This is a genomic window from Pseudomonas sp. PAMC25584 (assembly GCF_058135675.1).
In genome coordinates this window covers 1,199,914-1,222,017 of sequence record NZ_CM176870.1, presented here as the reverse complement: position 1 = coordinate 1,222,017, position 22,104 = coordinate 1,199,914, and the positions used below count along the sequence as shown (strand labels likewise).

The following is a 22,104-nucleotide window of genomic DNA, read 5'->3' as shown; positions in this document are numbered from 1 at the left end:
TGCAGATCGATCTCATGCCAAAGCACATACTACAGCTAATTGGTTCCACACCTGTCGTTGAACTCACAAAATTGGGCATTCCAGAAGGTGTGCGGATTTTCGCGAAACTAGAGTTTTTGAATCCAGGTGGAAGTATTAAGGATCGCATGGTCTTTCATATTCTCCGTGATGCGGAGTCAAGGGGCAAGCTTAAGCCAGGCTCAGTTATAGTTGAGAATACATCCGGCAATACCGGTGCTGCTATTGCAATGTTTGCTGCGACTTTCGGTTATCACGCCATTCTGACTATGCCCGATAAAGTCAGCAAGGAAAAACAGAATGCCCTAAAAGCGATGGGGGCCGAGATCATAGTTTGTCCAACCAGTGTTCCTCCAGAATCGGAAAATCATTACGTTTCTGTTGCTCGGCGAATCCACGCTGAGACTCCGGATTCGTTCATGCTAAATCAATATGATAACCCTTTAAATGCGGAAGCCCACTATCTCACGACAGGCCCAGAGATATTTAAGGTCTTTGGAAAAACTATTTCAGCATTCGTCGCTTCTGGAAGTACTGGTGGGACGATTTGTGGGGTAGGCCGTTTTCTAAAAGAAAAAATTCCTGATATTAGTGTGGTTTTGCTAGATCCGATCGGTTCTATATATCATCATTATTTTCATCATGGGTTGGTAGATACTGACCTGATACGACCCTATTATGTAGAGGGCGTCGGCGAGGATCATCTAGCCAAATGTATGAACTTTAATGTGTTGACCGACGTGATTCAATTTGACGACCAATCAGCATTTCAAACCTGCCAAAAACTGGCGCGTAAAGAAGGATTGTTTTGTGGGGGAAGTTCTGGGGCCAATGTCTGGGGCTGTCTTGAACTCGCTAAAACAATACCGAAACCAGCAGTAATAGTGACTGTCTTGCCTGATAGCGGCACTAAGTATCTCTCCAAAATATACGACGATGAATGGCTAGCTTATCACGGTTTCGCAACTCAGGATGTTAGCGAGATTTGATCTTAGTATAAGTAGCGTTTATAAATTTTGGTTGCGTATCATTTTTCTGGCATCAAGGTGATTCAGGGGATATAGCCTGTTGCATTTGGATCTGTAAGACGGATTACGGTTATTCTGGCCAGGGGGTAAAATGCTTGATTTCTCGCGGGGCGATATAATAGCTGCGCTGGTAGCTTCGTTTTTGTGGAGCTTTGCATATATAGGTCCAACGGCTGTACAGCCAGCAGGGGAATTACTATTGGTTGCTGGACGGTACATTGTATTTGGGCTTTGTGGTATTTTTGTGCTGTATGTCGATCGTGAAGAGATGAAAAAAGTTTCGTTGCGGCGAATATTATTCGCTTTGCATCTGGGTGTAATTGGATACTTAGTCTTCTATATTGCTGTTTCATATGCGGTCACCTTCAGTGGCGGATTTGTCACCGCTATTATTGCGGGTTCTGCGCCAATCGGTATTGCCGCTGTGGGAAACATCTTGGAACGTCGTACCCCTTGGGGCGTGCTATTGTCCTCTGTCACTTTAATTTTTATTGGGATATATAGTATTAGTCTTACGCAGTCTGCTGGGGAGTCGCCTCATTACACGGCCCTATCAATATTTGGTATTAGCTTGGCGCTTCTCGCCAGTGCGACGTGGACTTATTTTGTAGTGTTGAATGCTCATGCCCAGCGCACCTGGGTTGGTTTGCCAACGACCAGATATTGGACTGCATTAGTTGCGGTCGGAGCCGGAGCCGGATCTCTTCTACTTCTGCCAATGGCATTAATTTCGACTCCTGCGGCGACGTTCTCGCCAATTATTTTTGGAAACTTATTATTATGGATTCTTGGTCTTGGGTTTATTGGCTCTTGGTATGGAACTTATATTTGGGTGCGGGCAGCTCAAAGGCTACCGGCAGCGCTCGCGGGGCCGCTATTAGCTACTGAGGCGATTTTCGGGGCTATCCTTAGTCTGATTTGGGAGCAGCGGCTTCCGACAAGTTTTGAGGCTTTTGGAAGTTTTCTAATCATATTAGGGGTAGTGTTGTGTCTGTATTATGAACTTAGGAAGGGGCGTTTGCGAGAGGTGTGACGGCTTAACCCCAACTTTTAACCAAACGCCAAGCTTAGCTTGCAACGCTATGAGACTTTTAATTAAACCAAGATGGGATGGGCGAAATATGCGTAAATCATATGAAGCGGTCAAGCGTTCTCATGTATTTAAGGATAATGTGGAGGGCCTCAAGCAGTACTATGAAGCTTGGGCCACCCATTACAACAAGGACCTTGAAAACGAGAGTTGGGTCGCCCCTCAAGTGACCTGTGATCTAGTTCGGTTGGTTGCAACAAGCTACGGGCTCAACAATACAAGTATTTTGGATGCGGGGTGCGGTACTGGGCTTGTGGGGGTAGGCCTCAATGAAAGAGGTTTTAATATAATCGACGGAATTGATCTGTCCGAGCAGATGGTGGAGGAGGCCTTAAAAACTCAAGTGTACCGCAGTCTTCGCGGGGGGATTGATCTTAATATTCGTTCAAAAAACCACCGAGGCAGGCAGTATGGGATTGTTGTCAGCTGTGGTATGTTCACACACGGACACGTAGAGCCCAAGGCATTATTGTCTTTGATCGATTACTGTGCTGGCGGTGGGTTTATTATCGTATCCACTCGAAATAGTTATATGAGTAAAGCGAAGTTTGAGGACTTCGTTAGGCTAGAGGTTTTATCTTCTATGATAGAACTTCAGTTTTGTGTACGCGATGCCAGATACCTAGAGGCTGAGGGCGGGCATTATTGGGTTTTTCATAAAAACCAAATAATTAACCACATTGCGACTGAATAGTTGGACTGGGATCACAATAAATAGGCGTCTTAGTTAAGCGCTTGTCAAAGTAGGGAGCTACAGAATCAGGTTGAGCTAAGCGGCCTGCGCCCTATCGAATACGAAGGGCGGACAGCCACTGGGGTTAAGTGCACTTTCTGTTCAGGCGCTTCCTAAACAATTCATAGCTTATTGGTTTCATTGCTCCCCAAAACCCAACCTGGCAGCCCTAGCCAGATCGGAGAGCCTTAGCTTACGATTTTCCGAATTCAGTGGGCTCCCCTTTCCAACCCCCTGCCCGCCACGGCAGGGGCAATGACCAGGCTTACTCAACATGCTTAAGCTTGATCACCTGTTCAAGCGCCGAGAGCAGCCGTTCAAACGCACTAAACCGCTCGTCCTTCAGTTCGGCCCAGCGCTCGATGAAGAAGCGGCCTTGATCGTCAATCTGCACCGGCGTGGTGAGAATCTCGCCCGTGCGCGAGTGATGCACCAGGTTCACTGCGTGGGGTGAACGCTGCTCGACCATGAACTGTCCGGGGTGTGTCAGCCGTGAACGATCGACCGGAACATAGGCGCGAAGGGGGCGTGCGCCTGGGGCGACGACACTCAAGGTGAAGTCGCTGCGGATCGCCGTGAGCCGGTTGGGGTACAAAGACGATCCATAGGCGACGGTCCATTGCAGTCCTGAACGCAACTCGGTGGCGGTGCCCGCTGGGACGTCGAAGGTCCGCAGGCTGATGGCTCCTTGAGTTTGAGCGACGCCCGCAATGCCCGCGACAGGGTGCGCATGAGCACTCCCCATATGCGCCACCCACTTATGCGCGCCTTGGGCCGCCTGGTCCTTGCGGATGACCTCGCCGGCAAAAAAATTGAACATCGAAAGGCGCGACGTATCGGCTGCGGCCATGCCCTTGGTGTGGTAGCTGGATACGCAATCCAATGCGCGTATGCGCATCCCGTGTTTGCCCGCCACGTCCACCACGCTGGTGTAAGTGTGCGGCCCGCGGTACTCGGGCATTTGCCCACGGTCCAGGGTCCACAGTCGGTCTTTGAGCGATTTTGACACGACCCCTGTGCGATGGAACGTATCCAGGTCTGCCTGGTGCAGGTCGGTGAACAGGTGCTCCATGTAGAGGGTTTTGACCCCGTGTGCCTTGAGCGTGCTCATCTGATCGATCAGCAACGCCTTGCTCGATTGCTCGGCGTGGCTCTCACAGATAATCAGCCCTGGGGCGTGTTTGTAGCTCTCCTGGATAAAGTCGGCTTGCGTGGCGTGCGCCGGCAAGTCCGGCAAGGTCGGCCGGGCGGGGAGTTCAGCGGTTTTGAAAAACTCCTCGGCGCGCTTATCCAGGCGTTCGCGGGTTTTCCTGAAGGCGCTTTCGGCGGCGGCTATTTTGTGGTCGAGCGATCCGTAACGGGTGTCGAACGGATGGGCGCCTTTGCCCATTTCATGCAGCTCGTGGGTGAACCGTGCATCTATGTCGAAGTCGCTGTAGGCGCTTGCGTCGCGGGTTGCGATGATGAACGCCGGGGGTGCGGTGTACGGGGTTTGCAGGGTCAACTTGAAATCGGCTTTGGCCAGCGGGTCGTCGGCGATCGCGCCGGCGGTGTCGTTCCAGACACCCACCGGCTGGCCGGCGGCGACGTCTTCGACCCGCACACTCAAGGTCTTTTGCAGGTCGGCCAGGCCCGGGGTTTGTGTGTGCGTGTTGGTGCGGCGACTGTCAACCAGGGCGACCCAGCCGTCTGTGGGGTTTTCGGCGATGTCGGCGTCGATGAGTTTATGGGAGTAGAAGTTTCGCTGGGCATTGGGCCGGGGACTGACCAGCGCGCCGTTTCTCAGGTAGAAGGCTCTGTCCAGCTCGTAGCCGGTGGACGCATCCAGCGCACAGACGGCGATTTTTTCGCGACGCGCCGCAAGCATCAAGGCGCGATAGGCGTGCGGCGAGTCTTTGGCGATCCCCAGGGCTTTCTCGACTTTTTTCAGATAGGCGCTGATGTGCCTGTAGCTGCCCCCGGCGTTGAACTTGTTGAGTTTGACTCTGAACAGGTCCGCCGGCAGGTATTCGATGTACAGGCGCCGCACGCCAAGCGCGTAGAGGGTGTGCATGTTGTCGATCAGCAGCTGTTTGGCGGCGAGCGAGCCAGGCACGGCGCCCACGACCAGGCCTTGGTTTTCCTTGAAGGCGCTTTCAAGGATATGCCGATGGGTCGCGTTCGTTTCAAAAGCCAGTACATCGGCCCTGGGGACGATGGGTTGCAGCTGTGTGAAGAAGGCCTCGGCATCGCTGCGCAACTGCCGGTATGCCTTCAAGTACGGGGCTTCTAGCGGGCCCATTTCATAGATCAGCAGGGCATTGCGGGTTCCATCACCGAAAAACTCATCCACGCTGGAGAGGGTTCCAAACTCCAGGGTCAGCACGGTTTCATAGTCCTTGGCCCGATCCGTCGGCACTTCATAGCGCTGCAACGCGTGCGGTGTCGGCGCGGGTGGTGTCGGCGCACCGCCGGTGAGGCCCGAGCGCACCCAGTGCCCGTCGGCACTCTGGTTGACCAGGCGTGCGGTGGAGAGCAGTTTTCCGTTCACCGGGTCCTGGTGAAACAGCAGATAGCGGCCTAGCGCATCGGGGGTTTTCGCAGCCCACAACGACCGACCTTCGAACATCACAGCCTGCATGCCGGCAGGTGCGGGGGTCGGTGGCTCCAGTTGTTTGATCAGCGCCATGGACTGGTGCTGCACCGCCGGGCGCATGAGGTGGCGCATGGGCCGCGCCAACGGGCCGATGGACTTGAGTGCCGGGCGCAAATCGCTGAACACGGCGCCGAGGCTGTTGCTCAGGTAGCCGATAAAGTGTTGCAGCGCGGCATGCGTGTCGCCCTGGTTATAGGCGTGCAGGGCAAGCATGCCGTCCTTGAGCGCCAGCAACAGGCCCAGGCTCAGGCTCAACACCGGAAACGGCGCGGTTGCAATCGCGATCAGCGGTTCGAGGCAACTCCAGATCAGGCCCATGATCATGTCGCTGCGATTGACCGTGGTGGCAGCCACGTCGTCGATCTTGCGTTGCAGCTTCATGTCGTGCAGCAGGTGGCGCAGGTCGAGCACGGGCGCAACGCGTTCGGTCGAGTCGTAGCGCGCCGGGCTCAGGTCGGTGCTGTTGAGGTCTGCGGGCAGGCCAGCCTTGGCGGTTTGCAGAAAACCTCGCACCCGAACCTGGGACTGCACACCGACGCGCACGCTGAAGTAATCGAGCATGCCGTCGACTTTTTTCAGCAGGTAGTTGAACACCCGGGCTTCACGGAAGAACACGCCATCCGGCGCCTGCGGCGTGTAGAGCAGCACCGGGTTCACGCCGTGGCTGAACAGCAGAGTGTCGATCACCCAGTCGCCGTCGATCATCAGGCGATGCACGCGGTAGGTGTTGCGCGTTTCGGCCGACGTGTCATCCAGGCTGTGGATGGCGCGCTCAAGCCAATCAAGATCGGCCTGGGCGATATGGCCTTTGAGGCGCGACTCCAGCGCAGCGCTGTGCAGTTGTAGCTGGCTGATGGTCAGCGTTGCATCGCGGCGCAGCGGGTAGCCTTGGCTGCCGGGGTTTTGCAGCTTGGCTTTGACTTCATCGGCGTAGCGCTGGCCGATCCACACGCCGCGTACCGAGAGCGCGACGTTGCTCGGCGTGAGCTTGCTCAGATTGACCCCGGCCGGGCCCATGAAGGTGGCGACGGTTTCGAACTTGGCGTCGAGGAAGCCCACGGCGTCTTCAAAACCCTCGCGATACAGCCGGGTATAGGTGACGGACGCGGGGCGCGTTAAGGCGGGGAAGTCTTTGGGGTAATGCACCCACACGGTATCGGGGTCGACGTCGTTTTGCCGCTGGCGGCCGAGCAGAGCGTTGAGCTGTGCTTTGGCCTGGGCATGCACGAAGCGTTCGAAGGTGACAAAGCGCGCGTCGGATAACGGGTGCTGCGCATAGGTGTGCGCGGCGCCTTCGGCATTTTCCGCCAGTTGGGTCAATTGGCGACGTTGCGCCTCGGTGGCCGCGCGGTACCAGGTCGGGGTGCCCCGGTGGTAATCGTCGGTCTGAATATCCAGCAAGCGGGCACGCAAGGCTTTGAGGCAATCGGCGTGGCTGCTCGCCTCGCTGAAGGTGACGTGGCGATATTCCTGTTGCGCCGGGATGAAGCCCAGGCTGGCCATGAAAGTTTGCAGGCCCGCACGGGATGTGAGGGCGACTTGCTCCAGCAGATAAGCGCGCATGGCGGCGTCTGCGCACCAGGCGAGGATATGCGCCTGGCAGAGGATTTCCGTGTCGAACCCATGAAACTGCTGGGCCTGGGGCGCTTCGGGGGTACACAGCAGCAAGCGTTGGAGGCGACCCTGTGCGTCGGTCTCGCGCAGCAGCCAGAGGTCCTTGAGCACGCAGCCATTGAGCGCAACGGTGCTCGCGCCGAGTGGCGCACTGGCGCCCTGACGCAGACGGGTAAACCGTTGATAGTCTGCCTCGGTGATGTGGTTTTGCAGCTTGGCCGTGTAGGCCAGGGCATGGATGCGACGGTCGAGCATCTGTTCGAGGGCGGCGTGGATCTCGGATTTGGCGTAGTACTCGCGCCGCACGGTCTCAAACTCCACGCGTGGTTTGAGGGTGTTGAGCAGGCCGACCAGGTAGACGGGGGTCAGCTCCTGATAGTCCTCGGCCAGCGGCGCGTCGGCATAGGTGAAGGTGGTATTGAGCAAAAACGCCGACCCGGCCAGTTCGTCACCGCTGTGCAGGCCCCGTAGCGCCAGCTCGGTCAGGCTGTGTGTTTGCTCGTAGGTCCCGACCCTGGCCACACTGCGGCGCGTGCGCACTTGCAAGCGGTCGGGGTCCAAGTCGGTGATTTCCAGGTCGCTGGCCAGTTGTTCGAGCACCTGGTAACGCGCCAGGGTCGGCGGCGAGGCGGCATGGCCGAACAGGTTCAGCAGGGTTTGCCGAGCCTCGTCGTACTCGCTGAGGTGGCGTGCCAGGGCTTCGCGTTGGGGGCTGGGCGCGTTGCGATACCAGGCCGGGGCGCTGTATTCAAGGCAGCGGTCCAGCAGGCGTTGGGCGCGCAATTCCAGGCGCAGGCCGAGATCGGGCAAGGCCGCGCGGATGGCGTCGTCCAGGTCCGTGAGCAATTGTTGGGTGCTGTGGCCGGGGTTGTTTTCCAGGCTCAAGGCCCAGTCGATATCCCGCGCGCGCTTGGCCAGCCTGGCGTCGTAAGTGTGTTCGCACAGCGGTTCGCCATCGATCGGCGCCAGCGCCAGGGGCCAAATGCCCATGGCTGAAAGCGCCTGGTATTGCTGGGGCAGCAGGCTGATGAACTCCTTGCGCCAAGTGCCGACCGCCATGGCGTCGCGCAGCCGGGTGTTCATGTCGGCCAGCGAGCTGAACGACTCGAAGCCACGGGCCGGGGTAAACAACACGACGTAGCCGACATCGTCAGCCGGGGTCAGTTGGGTGACCACGGGCGTGTTCTTTTCGGTCAGCACAAAGGCCCCGGCGAATTCGATCGTCTGCGCTTGATAGCTGAAGGTCAACGCATAGATACCCGGTCGAAAGGTCGGCCCCAAACCCAGGTTCTGCACCAGTCGCGCCTCCTCACGCTGCAGCAGATAGCCCTGAACGTTGAGCTTGGCTTCCAGTTCCAACGCGGCCAGGCCAGCGTCATTGGCCATGAAGGTGCGCAGGCTTTTGCTGCCCAGCACACTGACTTCATCGAGTTTCTGCAGCTGCGGCGTGAGGTCGCGTTGGAGCGTCGCCAGCAGTTGTTTGCCCTCTTCACTCTGCAGGTCGGCCTGTGCCACACCGGCATACAGCGCACGACTGCTATCGAAATGAGCGTGCGTGTGCGCCTTGAGCGTCTGGTTGAGTTTTTCAAGCTGCTGCAACTCGACGGGGAGCGGCCGTTTGGACAGTAACGGTGTATCGGCTTCAAGTAACTGGTGACCGATCTGATGCAGATAGCCCCGTATTTCCAGAGATGTCGGCGAATACGGGGAAGAAATCAATGTGCTCATCGCACTGGCTCCATGCGCATGGGAAGAGCCATCAGCATGGTGGGCGCCTGACGCAGGCCGGTGGTAGTTAAGTAGGCGCGGGCTGCGACCGTTGGTCGACTGATCTTGAACAGTCTTAAGATATATCTTAAGTTATATCTTAACCAAAACGGAGAGACCCAAAATGAGCGAGCATCATCCCCACGGCGAGGGCCGCGACGGCTTCGAAAAACGCCCCGGCCGCGAACGCGGCGGTCGCGGCCCACGTGTATTTGCCCCCGGCGACCTGAAGTTGCTGTTGCTGGCGCTGATCGCCGAACAGCCGTGCCACGGCTACGACCTGATCCGCCAGATCGAAGGCCTGTTCGACGGTGCCTACAGCCCCAGCCCCGGCGTGATCTACCCCACCCTGACCTTTCTTGAAGAAAGCGAATTGATCAGCGGCGACGCCGAAGGTGGAAAAAAGCGCTACACCGTCACCGACGCCGGTCGTCTTTCTTTAGGTGAGCAGGCGATTGCACTGGAAGGCGTGCGCACGCGCATCGACGTCAGCAAACGCTCGCTGCGCGGCCATGATCGCCCGCCGGAAATCCACGAGGCGGTGCATAACCTGCGCCATGCCCTGCAACTGCACCACGGGCGCTGGAGCGCCGAAGAAATCGCGCGCGTCGCCGCGTTGCTCAACAGCACCGCCCACGCCATCGTCGACGGCCCGGCCGTTCAACCTATCCAGGGGAAAACCCAATGAATACGCCCGTCATCCATCGCGTCACCCACGAGATCAAACGCCGTCGCCTCGACGTGCTGCGGGTGGTCGATCTCACCCCGCGCATGCGCCGCATCACCCTCGGCGGGCCTGAGCTGGCGGGGTTTGTCAGCCTGGGCAGTGACGATCACATCAAGCTGATGTTCGCGCAGAACGCCGCCGAGCAGGCCGCCCTGCAAAGCCCGACGTTCAACATCAAGGGCGATGGCCCGCAGCCGGCGATGCGCGACTACACGCCACGGCGTTTCGACCTGAGCCTTGGCGAGTTGGATATCGACTTCGTGCTGCACGGCGATGGCCCCGCCTCCACCTGGGCCGAGCAGGCTCAAGTCGGCCAGCACCTGTACATCGGCGGCCCACGGGGCTCGATGATCGTGCCGGATATCTTCGACAGTTACCTGCTGATCGGCGACGAAACCGCCCTGCCCGCCATCGCCCGCCGCCTCGAAGAACTGCCGGCCGGGCGCAGGGTGCTGGCGGTGATTGAAATCGCCGATGCCGCCGAGCAACAGGCGCTGCAAAGCGCGGCCGAGGTTGACGTGATCTGGGTGCTACGCGGCCAGGCTGACCTGCTCGACACCGTGCGCACACTGACGTTGCCGAGCGGTGCGCTGTACACCTTCGTGGCGATGGAAACCAAGCTGTCGCGCCAAGTGCGCCGAGTGCTGCTGGACACGCACAAGGTCGATGAAGCGTTCCTCAAGGCCGTCGGTTACTGGCGCGCCGAGGGAAGTGAGGAAGCGTGAGCCTGGCGCGAGTGTCACGGCACCCCCATCACGAGTACCCCGCTGCCGCTGGTGGCGCCAGCAGCAGGTAGGGACCCCGCTCGCCGAACGAGAGAAAACGTCACATCGTCGCCCCCCACGCTGTTGGTAATGCGGGTCAGGAATGAACCGTTGACCGGAACCGCAGCCCCGGCACGGATGAGGGCCGTGCCTACGTCCGGGTTGGTCATCGTGAGCAGGCGTGTATCAAACGACGACGGATTGCCTTTGTAAGAGATCGTGATCGGTGTGGTAATCCCGCCGTCCGGACAGGAGTAGGTGAGCCGGCGGTCGCTGCGGATGGACGTTGTCAGCGGATCGGCGCCGATTGCACGTTGGTGGACGTTGCCGAAGTTGATCTCGATCGGGTTGTTATTGTTGATCGTGCAGGTTGACGGGGTGATGGTGAAGTTGTTGGCGGCGGTGTAGGTAACTGAGATCCGCGCCGTACTTGCGTTGTAGTTGTTCGTGGCGGCGAGACGCAGGATCCCGAGCGTATCGCCTATTCGAATATCGATCGGATTAGACGGGTTGTTGCGCACCAGAATATAGGGCGTGACATCGATCGGGTAACCTCTCTCGTCGTCAGGCAGCGTGGCGACCCGTATTCCATTCGGGATAGGAATATTTCGGTACGCTCCATTCATTCGTAAACCAGCGCCTTCTTGGCTGAATTTGATACCCGGCACCCAGGGGGTCCCCGCCGCGCTACCCGTTGACCAGTAGTCCTGCCGGGAAGACGGGCTCTGCGCCCCTCTGGAAAACCCACATTCAAGCCGCGCGCCTTCCAACATGATCCGTGTACGATCTGCGGCCAAGGTAACGGTAACGGGAACCTGTAGGGGTAGGTCCCCGAATATCGGTTCCCACGGTCCGCCATTCACACGGCATGTCGCTGCGCTCACGGTCGTACTGAAACCAATCAGGACGAACAGCGCCATCGCACCATATAGTTGTTTCATGTTGATCTCTCTTGCTGCTCTACCCAAGCATTGCCCAGCGAACATTCAGCCCGCGCTTTAAAGCAGCCCTAGGGAGCGTTGAGGTTTGTCTGAGGCGGTTACGGATAGTCCAGCGTGAACGTCGAGGTCACCGTGAACAGACCGTGCCCGATGGTTTGATCCCTGATCGCGTCCGGCTCACCCTGCACATAGGCCTTGAGTTCAATGACATTGCTGCCGTTACTCAACACCTGTTCATCGCTGACGGTATTCAGCGGCAATGGCTTATTGCTCGGCGTCTCCAAACCGACCGCGATACCTGAGGCACCGCTTCCACCATCGAGCGCGAGCAATCCGGGGAGTGCCATGTTTTCCCTACCGCCGAACGTGACGGTGACCGTGTTGCCAATCGTGGTGTCGCAGTCCTCCAGGTGCAGTTTGAAACCCTTCCCCTGTGAGCGCGTGTTGATATAGAGGTGCTTGCTGGTAACGTCCCAGAGTTCCAGCGTGATTGCCTCGTCGCCAGGGCGGATCGTGCAGGCCTCTTCAACCAGGTTGCCCTTGAAACTCAGGTTGTCCGCCGCATGCCCCTCGGGCATCAGGCCGAAGATGAACAGCACTGCCAGCCCGGCACATGGCCAACCTTTATGAAGCATTTCATGTTGCATGGGCTCAACTCCTACTCGTATTCGGCCAATAGCGTGGCCACCGCCGTAAACCTTGCCGGGGTCAGCACTGCACCCAGCGGTTTGACCGGAACCACTTCCAATGTCGGCGGTGACGACAGGCTTATGTCCAGTGGCGTATTGAGTGGAAACGGCACGTTATTCTGAAAAATCCGAATGCCCAGGTCAGGCACATTGGTCTGCACCGCTGAGCCGTCAAAAGTCGTGGGGGTGCCGTTGACGCTCAGTTTCAGTTCCCATGGGAGCGTGGCGGGGCTACAGCTGATGGTGTAACCGAGCCCCTTGCGGTATTTCACACCGTCGACGCGCTTTACGCCGACATCCCCAAAATCGACTTCAATCGTGTTGCCGCCATCAATCGTGCAAGGGGGAGGCTCATTCAGTGTTCCGCTAAAGGTCACGTTGGCCGAAGCACCACTGCAAAGGCCGATGGACCAGCAGACGAGCAACGCTCGCGGCTGCCAAAATGTCATTGATCGTTCCTCTTCATTGGTAATCGACCACAAGGGTGGCGGTCGCATCAAATGCGCCTCCCGTCAGCTTGCTACCTGCCCGTTTGACCGGCACCGCCTGCACCACCGGAAAGTTCGGATAAGTAAAATTCACTGCCGTATTCAGCGGCCAATCAGCCCCATTCACGAACAGCTTTACCCCAAGATCCGGTTTGCGGGTCACGAGTACGCCATTATCAAACGCAGCCCCCGAGCCCTTGAGTTCCAGGGTCAACGCGTTGCTGAACGGGGAATCACACGTGACGGTGTAAGGCACGTCTCGACGATAATTGACCCCGTCAACCCGTGACGTCAGCAGGTCATTGCCAAAAGGCACATCGAGCGTGCTGCCGCTGTTAATCACACACGGCGGCGGCGCAATGATGACTGCGCGAATGGTCAGGCTGGTTTCAGCGTGCACGCCTTGGCCGACAGCCCACAGCAGGCCGCCACCGATAAGAATGGCCCGCAGACCGGTTGAGGTTGCCATCGTTCTGCCCCTACTCATAATTGAGCCTGAAATCCACCACGGCCCGAAATGCGCCACTGGTCAACGCCGCAGAGGTGCGCGTGGGTTGAACATTCCAGGTCTGGATATTGCCGCCCAGGGGCAAAAACAAAGGTTCGCCCCTTGAACCCAACTGCACATCCCGCCCCAGTGCATCGGTCAAATGCAGGCCCATCCCGGTGACGCCTTGCACTTTGACCAGCCGCGGATCATCGGCATCGGCAGGCGCGGAAAACGCTACCGACAGTACGGGTTGAAAGGCACTCCATGTCAGGTTCCCGGTACGTTCACTGCGGATGCTGCCTGCCGTGCGGTGGCAATCGGTAAACCGCAGCTGAAATGCCACGGGTTTTGCCTGATCGCCGGGACGTTGCAACTGGCTGGTCGACACGGCGCCCAGCTCAATCGTTTGATGGAGTGATGCCATCTCCAGGCTGCAGGGGGTTTCATGCATGGTTCCGGAAATGTTCAGCAGCCCATTCATGCCCTCGACATCCTCGGCATGCGCGCCCCCCGCAAAGGCCAGTAACAGGCCGCCCAAGACCTTCACATGGTGCGACTTCATGATGTTCTCCAGCAGCAGGCGCTACTCATTAGCCGTTGATACTTGCAAGTTGACGTTGCAAGTGTTGCCACCGCAGGTGAAGGCCAGTAGCGGACGTCCGCCGTAATCATTCACGTAGGCCAAATACGGCGTGGTGCCGAGTGCCGTGGCCGTTGGCCCCAAGGTCAGCGTACCTTTGGGCGGGACCATCAGGGGTTCGAAACCGGGCACGGTTTTACCGTCCTTGGTGCTGCGCGCATCCACCAGGGTTACGTAGTAAGGCGTAGGGTTATTCACCCGATACCGCTCGCCTTCGCGAGTTAGGGTGAGCTTTTCCTGCCAAGGGTTGGATAGATCCTGCTGGCTTGGCGTAATGGCTTGCGGTCGGTAGAACAATTTAATCCGGGTCTGCAGTGCAATTTGCAGGGTGTTGGCCTTATCGCTGCGCGGCGGAATTTCCCTCAAGTTGAAGTAGTAGACCGTCTCTCGATCCTGCGGTAACGATTTGGCCGCCGGCAACGCCTGGACTTTCACCTGGCTTTGCTTCCCTGGCTCCAAGCGTTGAACCGGCGGTAGCACGATCAAGGGCGAGGTGATTTTTTTGCCCTCTTCATCCTCGATCCAGCCCTGGGCCAAATACGGTAACTGGGTATTGTTATTGGTGATGTTCACGCTGGTGGCATCTTTGCCGCCATCAAAAATCACTCGGGTACGATCCAGGCCAACCGCCGCGTTGGCACTCTGACTCAAGCCCAGGGCCAGCAGCGTGAAGGCCTGGAGTGTGAGGCGTGTATTGAGCATCATGAGGATGTGTTCTCCGTATCGATAGGCTTGCCGGTCAGCGTCGCTGGCTCGGACAAGGATTGATCAGTGGCTACCCTCCGGCAGCCCAGTTGCAGGGCATCGGTCAAGCCATTCGCGGGCAAAACGCCTGGGAGCGTGAGGATGCATCGCTCGGCCCCTCCCCAACTGACGATCATCTCTTCGCCGGCCTGAATACCACTCAGGTAGACATTGCCGCCGTCATTCACAATCCCGGTGTCCTGCTGTTTGACGTTCTTCACCGTCGCGCCGAAGGGCGGCGAACTGCCATCCGGCAGGCGAAGAACCGCCATGGCTTTTTCGCCGGAAATCACGTCCAGGAACCGATAACCGATCGCCCCCTCGGTGAGCGTCAGTTGCGTGACGGATTGAGTGGCTTCGACATTGCTCGGCAAACTCTCCAGATCGACACTGGCCGCCGTGCGCTGATAGCTGCCGATATCGGAAATGACCGCTTTGCCGAAGGCGTTGCTGCGGGTCGGTGTGCCATAACCCCGCACAGGCACATCGGGGACACCGGCGGTATCGACCATCAGGCGGGTTCCGCCCGTACTGTTGGTACGATGGAGTGCTGCACCGTAAGGCGTGAGCGTGCCGCCGCCGCGAGCGGACACACTGAGGCTGGTGTAGCTGCCTTCGCGTTTACTGGCGGCGAGATCAATGTCTACCTGGTCACCCACATGACTCAGATAACCACTGGCAGCGTTATCGCTGGCACTGAGCTGGTAGCTATTACGCTCATCGAGGCGATCACTGTAGCGCGTCGAAAGACTGTTATTGCCTGCCGCTCGATTGGCGTCCAGCGACAATGTACCGCTGCGCCCCAACGGCAGGCTGACCGTCAGCGCCATGCCGTTATCCTTATAGTTATATTCCTGAGTGCGGTACATATTCAGCGATAAGCTCATGTTCTTGACGCTTCCAACATTAAAGTAGCGTGACACCGACACATTCCAACGCTGAGTGGCCGAGCGTTCCCAATAAGTCTGTTTGTTGTAACTTAGGTAAACGGTCGCGCCCAGATCCCGAAACTGCTTATTCACCGTGGCCGTATAAAGTGCCTTGCTGCCACCAATGGGCCTCCAACTTGTGTGGAACTCACTGTCCTTGTCGAGCCCGGCGAGTTCGCCGTTCCTTCCGTAATGTCGAGCATCGAGGTATTCACTCATGCTCAAATAGTTCTTCTCGGAAAAGCGATAACCGGCAAAGGTGACTTGGCTGTCGTACTGTTCAAACTTCTTGGAATATTGAAGACGGTATGATTTCCCCGAGAGCGTCTCATTCCACACACTGGCGCGCGACTGAGTAGCATCCAGCGACACGGCGCCGAACGCCAACAGGTCACGACCTGCCCCAACAGACATCGCTCGGTAGTTGTTATCCGTTATACCGCCGCCATACAGCGACCAGCCGTTACTGATGCCCCACGAGAACTCGCCACTACCAAAAAAGTTGCCATCACCGCCGTACTGAAGATTGGACGGTCGCCCAGTCGCCAGTTTGTAACGAACTTGTCCCGGCCGCGTCAGGTAGGGAACGCCTGCCGTATCGATCTGAAACGTGTGGACCGAACCATCCTGCTCTTCCACCCGCACATCGAGCCTGCCGCTCACGGCGTCATGAAGGTCCTGAATACGAAAAGGCCCTGCCGCCACCAGCGTTTCATACAGCACACGCCCCTGCTGGCTGATGATGACCCTTGCATTGGTTTTGGCGACCCCGACAATTTCAGGTGCGTAACCACGCAAGTTGGGTGGCAGTTGGCTTTCATCCGAATTGAGTGCGGCGCCGGTAAAGCGGAAGCTGTCAAACAGGTCCGAATACAGGTAGTCCTCACCCAGTACCAGGCGCGCTTTCAGCGCAGGAATTGCGCGATAGGCATAGTAGCGACTCCATTCCAGCTTCGGATGCCGGGACGCCTCTTCACGATCTCTGTCGACACGCCCCTGCCAGTCTGCCCGCAAGCGCCACGCCCCGGCATTGGCCCCGACGGTTCCGTTACCACTGAAGTTATTGCGGACACTGTCATTCTTTTGGTGGCTGGAGAGCGCCGTCACGTTGTAGTCAATCAGCAACCCCGACACGCCCTCGTCCCAGCGGGAGGGCGGGTCCCAGTTGATGGCACTGTATTCAAGATAGGCTTGGGGGAGGTTGATATTCAGCGTGGAGGTGGCCAAATCTCCACTGACTTCCATACCCGGTAAACCTTGTATATCCAGGCACTCCCCGCCTTTCCACCAGGTGAGCTTGGCAGCGCCGGACGCCTTCAGGCCCAACTGTTCCACAAGACCGTGCGATATACAGGCCTGACTACCTTTGGGATCATTATCCGGGGGATAGAACGCCACCGATTGCTCAGAAATGGGCTGGCTATTTATCTGTACAACCATCGAGTAGGTGCCCGGCAGAATAAACCCGCTGCGTGCAAACTGAGACAAGTCAATATTGGTGCGGTCAACGAGATCAAGAACATCCGTATTAAACTCGATATCCCCTGCACTCAATGCAGTTCCCACCACTGCCATCAACCCGCCAAACAGGCTTGGGCGGAGCGCATTTTTGATCTTCGACGCATTCAACATGAAAGCAACCCATCACTGTTCAAAAGTATTCCAACTTGAACCGCACTGCGGCAAGGTGAGCGCCAGGTACCAGCGGCAGTCCGTTGCCAACCAGGCGAAGCGTGTAGTGAAGTGTCATGTCACCTTCAGCCAACGGAAGCAGCGCCATCGGCTCACCCGGAACACTCTCTTGACCGGCCGCATCCCAAATATGAAGAGCGACCCCCTCTGAATTGCCGAAGGCAGCAAAGGAGCGACCTTCTCTATCGCGAGGACCGTCAAACGTCACTTGCAGATGCTGCCAATCAGGCAGACTTACGCCTGGGCGCAACGGGTCAGGGCGACTCAATGAGCAATTGACCAGACGCAACTGGAAGGGGTGTGGTTCTCCCCTCGTATTGCGCAAGAGTCGACCTATTGGTTCGGGAGCCATCTCGATGGATTGATCGGCACTGGCCAATTCCAGCCCGCAAGCGGAGTCAATGACCTCTCCTCCCAACGTGACGACCCCATCGCCTTGCGCCGGCGTTTGCGCGAAAACGCAAGGGTTGATGAACATCGCCAATGACGAGGTGATAGCAACGCGTATGAATGTTTTCACCGATTTCTCCCACCAGCGTCCCCGCCACCCTAAGTGGCGGGGGAAGAACTTACTGATAAGCCAAGGTGAAATTGGTTACCGCGCTGAAACTACCCGGGACGATCGGGTCCGTAGCGGCGCCTTGTACATAGGCACCGAACTCCAGGGTGTTATCACCGACGACAATGGCCTGCGGGGTCGTAGGGACACCCAACTCAACGAGTTTGCTGCCATGCGTCATCATGATGCCAACGCCACCCGCGCCGCCGACAGTGCCGATCGCGCCAGGCACAGCGCTTGAGGGCGCCGCGGTGAAGGTGGTCGTCACGGTTTTATCTGTGAGGCCCGTCAAATCGCAGCCTTCAAGTTCGATAAGTACACGCCGGGCTTCAGACTTGCCTCCGCTTTGCAACTGATGCTTTGCAATCGCCCCCAAGTTAACGGTCTGATCGACGGAGTCAGGCTTAATAGAGCAAGCACCCGAGTGGACCGACCCGATAAACGTAACCGTTCCATCCGCCGCATTTACAACGGACGCCGAACCCATCAACAGCCCGACAGCCAACAGTGCAGTTTTCATTTTGCTTTTCATTTGCCAATACTCACACATTAATAAACTTCATTAAGAAAGCCTGCCGCAGCAGTGCAGCAGGACTTATTAAGCAAGCAACGAACAGGGTGTAGTTCCTGATTCCATCTCGGCAAAAGTTTGGATCACGCGGTTGTGCGCAAAACGGCTTTTCCAACTATTTGTATTGCAAATCAGGATCACGTTCGAAGCCGGGCAAGTTTCCCCTGCCGCCATGAAGAAGTAAGCCGTCCGCTTCGCAAATTTGCGTAGCTTTGTTACACCCAGACACATAGGAAAATTATGGCAATTTGCCAAAACTTTAAAAACAGCCGTAAGAAACAGACTACATGCAAGTTAATGAGAATCTATTAACTACGAACGGGTATGTAAGAACTGGATTACAGACACAAAAAAATAACAGCATCTACTGGGTCAGACCCACTAACTAATTAAGTAATGAGCGCGGAGAGGAAGCCGTCTGTCCCTCGGCGAGTTAGATATCGATTTCGTGCTTACTTTTGCGCTTTTCAAAAGTGAGCCGCCGTAAGGGCGGAACCCATAGCGGCCGTTAGCTGAATAATGGATATGTACTCATTCCAACCCGAGCAAAGGGTCGGCTCACAGGCCGCCACGGGAGCAAGCTCCCTCGCCACAGGTCCGTCGAACGACCAATAAAATTGTGTAGATACGCATGGTCATCGCCGGCAAGCCCGCGCTTTTTTACGGTACCCGCTTGAGCAATTTGTCCAAACCCACCACCGCCAGCGCAATCAGCACAAACCCGGTCAAAATCCCCCCGGCATTCATAAACACCTGTGGATAACCGAGGGTGCCGACGTCGATGAACGGGTACTGGTACTGCCCGAGCATATCCCCGCGCAGCAGCACATAGGCGAAGTACACCAGCGGGTACAGCACCCACAGGCCAATATGTTTGAACCGCAAGGCGCCCTTGGGCACGCAGCGCCACCAGTAGACGACAAACAGCAGCGGCATCACGTCGTGCAGCAATTCGTCGGCGATGAACTGGAACCCCTCGGGCTGCCACAAATGCCGCAGCAACAGGTTATAGGCCAGGCTCACCAGCACAATGCTGACGGCAATCGCGCTGCTGACCCTGGGCGCCAGGAAAAACCGCTTCGCCGCTGAATCACGATGAACCACGGCGTAGCTCAGCACCACCACCACCAGGGTGTTGGTCAGCACCGTGAAGAAGCTGAAGAAGTTGATCAGCCCGCCCAACAGACTGGCGCCCGTCGACCAGCGCGAATAGAAAATCAGGTATTGCTGAACCGCCAACCCCACCCAACCGGCCAGGGCGGCCGCCGCTACACAGCGCTTCATGGGTTCAGTCCAGCGGGCGTTTGGTGCGCATCAGTTTCACGTACAGCCCTTCGACTTTCTCCCGCGCCCACGGGGTTTTGCGCAGGAACGTCAGGCTCGACTTGATGCTCGGGTCGCTCTTGAAGCAGCGCACATCGATGCGCTCGGCCAGACCGCTCCATTCGTAGTGTTCCACCAGGGTGGTGAGGACGTGTTGCAGAGTCACGCCGTGAAGCGGGTCGTTGCTTGTCGCGGTCATGCCAGGCCTATCGCAAAAAGAGGAAATACAGCCGCGCACCTTAGCCGACGGGGCGAACAGGTGGAAGCACCGCATTGAATATAGCCCCTGGGGAAAAGTTGCTCTTTTCAGGGCAAAAAGAGATGTTATATTATAACGACAACAAGCAAAAACAACCCGTTCGATCACGTCTGCCGCCTTCTCTTTTTTGTCGTTTTGCCAAGGAATGTCCGATGTCCCTCTCCTCTGCCTGGCGCTTGTCCCCCCTCGCCGCCGCCCTGCTGATCTGCTCCGAAGCCCACGCGCTGGAACTGCCACCCCAAGTCATCACCGCCAACCCGTTGGGCAGCGAGCAACTGGCTTCACCGACCACCGTGCTGGAAGGCGACGACCTGACCCTGCAACAAAAAGGCAGCCTCGGCGAAACCCTGAACAAGCAGCCGGGCGTGTCGTCGTCCTACTTCGGCCCGGGCGCCAGCCGACCGATCATTCGCGGCCAGGATGGCGACCGCATTCGCGTCCTGCGCAACGGCGTGGGCGCGCTGGATGCCTCGTCGCTGTCCTACGACCACGCCGTGCCGCTGGACCCGGTCAACGTCGACCGCATCGAAATCGTGCGTGGCCCGGCAGCCCTGTTGTACGGCGGCAGCGCCATCGGCGGCGTGGTCAACACCTTCGACAACCGCATCCCCACTGAAGCCATCGAAGGCATCCACGGCGCTGCTGAATTACGCTACGGCGGCGCCGACACCACGCGCAGCAGCGCCGGCAAGCTCGAAGCCGGCAACGGCACCTTCGCCCTGCACCTGGACGCCAATGCGCGGCAATTCAATGACCTGAAAATCCCGGGCCAGGCCCGCAGCCGCCACGCCCCGGAGGCCGAAGACGGCCCCGGCAAAAACGGCCGCCTGGGCAACAGCGACGGGCGCCAGGACGGCGGAGCGCTGGGCGGTTCCTACACCTGGGACGACGGTTATGCCGGGCTGTCCTACAGCACCTACGACAGCAACTACGGCTCACCCGCCGAGCAGGCGGTGCGCATCCGCATGAAGCAGGACCACTACGCGTTTGCCTCCGAGATCCGCAACCTGCAAGGCCCGTTCACCTCGGTGAAACTCGACGCTGGCTACACCGACTACGAACACCGCGAAATCGAAGGCGGCGAAACCGGCACGATCTTCAAAAACAAGGGCTACGAAGCACGGGTTGAAGCGCGCCACCAGCCGCTCGGCCCGTTCGACGGCGTGATCGGCGCACAAGTGACCCGCAACGAGTTCTCGGCCCTCGGCGCAGAAGCCTTCGTGCCCCAGACCGACACCAACGCCGGCGCGCTGTTTATCCTCGAAGAAATGCAGGCCACCGAGCGCCTGAAACTCAGCCTCGGCGGGCGCCTGGAGCACACCAGCGTCGACCCGGACGGCAAAGGCAACGCACGTTTCGCCAATGCCAACAAAACCAACGACTTCACCGCCGGCAGCCTATCGTCCGGCGCGGTCTACACCCTCACGCCAATCTGGTCCCTGGCCGCAACCCTGGGCTACACCGAACGCGCGCCGACCTTCTACGAGCTGTACGCCAACGGCGCCCACGTCGCCACCGGCACCTACGAATTGGGCGACGCCAACCTGAAAAAAGAAAAAGCCGTGTCCAGCGACCTGGCCCTGCGCTTTGACAACGGCACGCACAAAGGCAGCTTCGGCGTGTTCTACAGCCGCTTCTCCAACTACATCGGCCTACTGGGCACAGGTCGCACATTGAACGACGAAGGTGAAGAAGACGCAGCCGGCATCCCTGAATACAAATACTCGGGAGTACGCGCCCGTTTCGCCGGCTTTGAAGCCCAGGATCACTGGAAACTCGGCGAAAGCGCCTACGGCAAATTCGCGCTGGAACTGTCGGGCGACTACACCCGCGCCACCAACCTCGACACCGGCGAAGCCCTGCCACGCATTGCGCCCCTGCGCCTGAACAGCGGCTTGCTGTGGGAACTGGACCGCTGGCAAGCACGCATCGACATCGAACACGCCGCTGGACAAGGCCGCGTGCCGACCAACGAAAGCGGCACCGACGGCTACACCACGTTAGGCGCCAGCGCCGGCTATCGCTTCAACGTCGGCGGCAGCCAGTGGCTGGCCTTCGTCAACGGCGAAAACCTGACCAACCAGACCGTGCGTTACGCCAGCTCGATCCTGCGCGACATCGCCCCGGCAGAAGGCAGAAGCGTGCAATTTGGCCTACGCACCACCTTCTAACCACCCAAAAAAACGCCGCTATGGAGATCCAAATGTGGGAGGGGGCTTGCCCCCGATAGCAGTGTGTCAGCCAATACATGCATGACTGATCCACCGCTATCGGGGGCAAGTCGAATCGTCGCACCGCCCCTCCCACATTTTTGACCGGATTCGGCTTCCAGGATCAGGTCGGCTATAAGGCCGCCTCGCTTTGCCTTTGGCTTTGGCTTTGGCTTTTGATCTTAGGCGCCCC

At 58.0% G+C, this 22,104-nt stretch carries 18 protein-coding genes; 6 read left to right on the top strand and 12 right to left on the bottom strand.

Annotation, left to right across the window (positions count from 1 at the left end; all coding sequences use genetic code 11):
• The first annotated feature begins 14 nt into the window (after positions 1 to 14).
• From ACS5Q8_RS05535 to ACS5Q8_RS05525, 3 genes are all read left to right on the top strand, one after another.
• The gene (locus tag ACS5Q8_RS05535; protein ID WP_426099638.1) at positions 15 to 1,007 is read left to right on the top strand and encodes a PLP-dependent cysteine synthase family protein; all 993 of its coding nucleotides are present in this window, start codon (positions 15 to 17) and stop codon (positions 1,005 to 1,007) included.
• Positions 1,008 to 1,137: 130 nt separating this feature from the next.
• Entirely contained in the window at positions 1,138 to 2,079 is a 942-nt protein-coding gene (locus tag ACS5Q8_RS05530; RefSeq protein WP_426099639.1) for a DMT family transporter, read from the top strand.
• Positions 2,080 to 2,167: 88 nt separating this feature from the next.
• The gene (locus tag ACS5Q8_RS05525; RefSeq protein WP_426099640.1) at positions 2,168 to 2,830 is read left to right on the top strand and encodes a class I SAM-dependent DNA methyltransferase; all 663 of its coding nucleotides are present in this window, start codon (positions 2,168 to 2,170) and stop codon (positions 2,828 to 2,830) included.
• Positions 2,831 to 3,134: 304 nt separating this feature from the next.
• Here ACS5Q8_RS05525 and ACS5Q8_RS05520 read toward each other — a convergent pair whose 3' ends face one another.
• Positions 3,135 to 8,846 (bottom strand): membrane-targeted effector domain-containing toxin, encoded by a 5,712-nt coding sequence (locus tag ACS5Q8_RS05520; RefSeq protein WP_465159905.1) that lies wholly within the window; start codon positions 8,844 to 8,846, stop codon positions 3,135 to 3,137.
• Between the two features lie 163 nt (positions 8,847 to 9,009).
• Here ACS5Q8_RS05520 and ACS5Q8_RS05515 point away from each other — a divergent pair, with 163 nt between their 5' ends.
• Both ACS5Q8_RS05515 and ACS5Q8_RS05510 read left to right on the top strand, forming a co-directional pair.
• Positions 9,010 to 9,573, top strand: a complete 564-nt coding sequence (locus ACS5Q8_RS05515; protein ID WP_426099643.1) for a PadR family transcriptional regulator — start codon at positions 9,010 to 9,012, stop codon at positions 9,571 to 9,573.
• Entirely contained in the window at positions 9,570 to 10,337 is a 768-nt protein-coding gene (locus ACS5Q8_RS05510) for a siderophore-interacting protein (RefSeq protein ID WP_276196665.1), read from the top strand. The genes ACS5Q8_RS05515 and ACS5Q8_RS05510 overlap by 4 nt, the downstream gene beginning before the upstream one ends.
• Before the next feature lie 14 nt (positions 10,338 to 10,351).
• Here ACS5Q8_RS05510 and ACS5Q8_RS05505 read toward each other — a convergent pair whose 3' ends face one another.
• The 11 genes from ACS5Q8_RS05505 to ACS5Q8_RS05455 all read right to left on the bottom strand — a co-directional run bounded on the left by ACS5Q8_RS05505 (position 10,352) and on the right by ACS5Q8_RS05455 (position 19,641).
• A complete protein-coding gene (locus ACS5Q8_RS05505) occupies positions 10,352 to 11,317 on the bottom strand; it encodes a fimbrial protein (protein ID WP_276196664.1) in 966 nt (321 codons plus the stop codon).
• Between the two features lie 98 nt (positions 11,318 to 11,415).
• Entirely contained in the window at positions 11,416 to 11,964 is a 549-nt protein-coding gene (locus ACS5Q8_RS05500) for a fimbrial protein (protein ID WP_276196663.1), read from the bottom strand.
• Positions 11,965 to 11,975: 11 nt separating this feature from the next.
• Positions 11,976 to 12,455 (bottom strand): fimbrial protein, encoded by a 480-nt coding sequence (locus tag ACS5Q8_RS05495; protein ID WP_276196662.1) that lies wholly within the window; start codon positions 12,453 to 12,455, stop codon positions 11,976 to 11,978.
• 13 nt (positions 12,456 to 12,468) lie between these two features.
• Positions 12,469 to 12,963: a fimbrial protein gene (locus ACS5Q8_RS05490; protein WP_276196661.1), complete on the bottom strand. Its 495-nt coding sequence runs from the start codon at positions 12,961 to 12,963 to the stop codon at positions 12,469 to 12,471.
• A gap of 10 nt (positions 12,964 to 12,973) precedes the next feature.
• Positions 12,974 to 13,546 carry a fimbrial protein gene (locus tag ACS5Q8_RS05485; RefSeq protein ID WP_276196660.1) on the bottom strand — a complete coding sequence of 191 codons (573 nt, stop codon included), beginning with the start codon at positions 13,544 to 13,546 and terminating at the stop codon, positions 12,974 to 12,976.
• Positions 13,547 to 13,567: 21 nt separating this feature from the next.
• Positions 13,568 to 14,329: a fimbria/pilus periplasmic chaperone gene (locus ACS5Q8_RS05480; RefSeq protein WP_465159904.1), complete on the bottom strand. Its 762-nt coding sequence runs from the start codon at positions 14,327 to 14,329 to the stop codon at positions 13,568 to 13,570.
• Positions 14,326 to 16,929 carry an outer membrane usher protein gene (locus ACS5Q8_RS05475; protein ID WP_465159903.1) on the bottom strand — a complete coding sequence of 868 codons (2,604 nt, stop codon included), beginning with the start codon at positions 16,927 to 16,929 and terminating at the stop codon, positions 14,326 to 14,328. The genes ACS5Q8_RS05480 and ACS5Q8_RS05475 overlap by 4 nt, the downstream gene beginning before the upstream one ends.
• A 19-nt stretch (positions 16,930 to 16,948) precedes the next feature.
• Positions 16,949 to 17,509: a fimbrial protein gene (locus tag ACS5Q8_RS05470; RefSeq protein WP_276196657.1), complete on the bottom strand. Its 561-nt coding sequence runs from the start codon at positions 17,507 to 17,509 to the stop codon at positions 16,949 to 16,951.
• Between the two features lie 49 nt (positions 17,510 to 17,558).
• Positions 17,559 to 18,068 carry a fimbrial protein gene (locus ACS5Q8_RS05465; RefSeq protein WP_276196656.1) on the bottom strand — a complete coding sequence of 170 codons (510 nt, stop codon included), beginning with the start codon at positions 18,066 to 18,068 and terminating at the stop codon, positions 17,559 to 17,561.
• A gap of 711 nt (positions 18,069 to 18,779) precedes the next feature.
• On the bottom strand, positions 18,780 to 19,403 hold the full coding sequence (locus ACS5Q8_RS05460) for a Pr6Pr family membrane protein (RefSeq protein WP_465159902.1): 624 nt from the start codon (positions 19,401 to 19,403) through the stop codon (positions 18,780 to 18,782).
• Positions 19,404 to 19,407: 4 nt separating this feature from the next.
• Entirely contained in the window at positions 19,408 to 19,641 is a 234-nt protein-coding gene (locus tag ACS5Q8_RS05455; RefSeq protein ID WP_010212838.1) for a VF530 family protein, read from the bottom strand.
• A gap of 212 nt (positions 19,642 to 19,853) precedes the next feature.
• On the opposite strand from ACS5Q8_RS05455, the gene ACS5Q8_RS05450 reads away from it, so the two are divergent.
• The gene (locus tag ACS5Q8_RS05450) at positions 19,854 to 21,872 is read left to right on the top strand and encodes a TonB-dependent receptor (protein WP_276196654.1); all 2,019 of its coding nucleotides are present in this window, start codon (positions 19,854 to 19,856) and stop codon (positions 21,870 to 21,872) included.
• The last annotated feature ends 232 nt before the right edge of the window (positions 21,873 to 22,104 follow it).